This window comes from Protofrankia sp. CiP1_Cm_nod3, assembly GCF_982290655.1.
In genome coordinates this window covers 4,218-5,747 of the sequence record NZ_CEVIVD010000148.1, presented here as the reverse complement: position 1 = coordinate 5,747, position 1,530 = coordinate 4,218, and the positions used below count along the sequence as shown (strand labels likewise).

The following is a 1,530-nucleotide window of genomic DNA, read 5'->3' as shown; positions in this document are numbered from 1 at the left end:
TGACATTGCCTGCGACGTTGTCAGCGCTGCCCTCGTCCGCGGCGCTGTCCTCGACGTCGACCCGAAGGGTGGACGAGATCGAGCCAGGTGGCTCACCGAAACGCCCGAGGACGATCTCCTCCCGCCACAGCAGGCGGGCGTCAGCCGCGAGCCTGATCGTCGCCCGCATCCGGTGCCGGCATCCGTGGGCGGCCACGGTCGGTTCGGGCAGGTACTCCAGCGCGCCGCCCGGCCCGATATCGGCGTGGACGTCGAACAGCGACGGCTGCTCGCCGTGCCCGGGCAGCGCGACGGTCGCGGCCGTCGTGCGCAGCACCAGCCGGACACCCGCACCGACCGTGATATCCAGCCGCAGCTGGTCGCCGGCAAGCGGCCCGGCCGCGGCGTTCACCAGATGCACGGTGACGGTCGGCAGCCCGTCGCCGGGCCGCGTCCAACCCCCGGTACGCCGCAGGACCAGCGGCACCTGCGACCTCAGCTCGCTGACCCGTACCCCGCCAACTCGGATCCCGCCAACTCGGATCCCGCTGTCACGGATCCGGCCGTCGTGCGCCTCGTCGCCGGTCCGGTGGCCGTTGATCCCGATGTCGCGGGTACCCCCGGCCCGAACACCGTTGCCAGCGGCCCCGTTGCCACTGACTTCGTTGCCGCGAGCCTCGCGGGGGCCGATCTCGTTGCCATCCGTGATCGGTTCGATCCGGATGACCGCGTGCGCGCTGATCGACGTTCGATCGATGCGTGCCGGTGGCCGGCCTGAACCGACGCCGGTCATCCCGGCGGCCGTTTCCCTTCTGTCCGTCAACTCGTCCTCGATGCTGTCCCCGACGTCGTCGCGAGCGGGCCGACCGGGCCCGGTGTGATCGGGTCCAGTGTGACCGGCTCCGGCCCGGCAAGGTGCGGCGGGGCGCGGGCCGATCGGGCGCGTGCTGATCGGGCGCGGTCCGGGCTGGTTCAGGACGGCCGGCCCGGGGCGGCGACCTGGGCGGCGGGGTGATCCGGAGACCGCGACCGGACGTGCCGCGAAGAACCCGCGAGCACCGCGAGGACCCAGTCGGCCACCTCGGCCGCTCCCGGTCGCGTTGTCAGTGAGGTGAACAGCACCGGACGGCCATGGCGGACCCGTTCGGCGTCCCGGGCCATGACGCCGAGGTCCGCGCCGACGAGCGGCGCGAGATCGGTCTTGTTGATGACAAGAAGATCACTGTTGGTGACGCCCGGGCCGCCCTTGCGAGGCACCTTGTCGCCGCCGGCCACGTCGATGACGAATATCTGCCGGTCGACGAGGCCATAGCTGAAGGTCGCGGTCAGGTTGTCGCCGCCGCTTTCGACCAGGACCAGGTCGAGCGGGCCGAAGTCCGCCTCCAGGTCCTCGACGGCGTCCAGGTTCGCGGTGATGTCGTCCCGGATGGCGGTGTGCGGGCAGCATCCCGTCTCGACCGCGCGGATGCGCGCCGGGTCGAGCACGCCGGCCGCGCGCAGGAAGTCGGCGTCCTCGGTGGTGTAGATGTCGTTGGTCACGACCGCGAGCCG

The 1,530-nt window shown here is 72.0% G+C and carries 2 protein-coding genes; both read right to left on the bottom strand.

The annotated features are described in order from the left end of the window. A partial coding sequence (locus tag AC5LUJ_RS20370) for an urease accessory protein UreD (protein WP_493465534.1) occupies positions 1-772 on the bottom strand: 772 nt, incomplete at its 3' end. A gap of 179 nt (positions 773-951) precedes the next feature. After that, the coding region (gene ureG, locus AC5LUJ_RS20365; RefSeq protein ID WP_493465533.1) for an urease accessory protein UreG at positions 952-1,530 on the bottom strand (579 nt) is incomplete at its 5' end.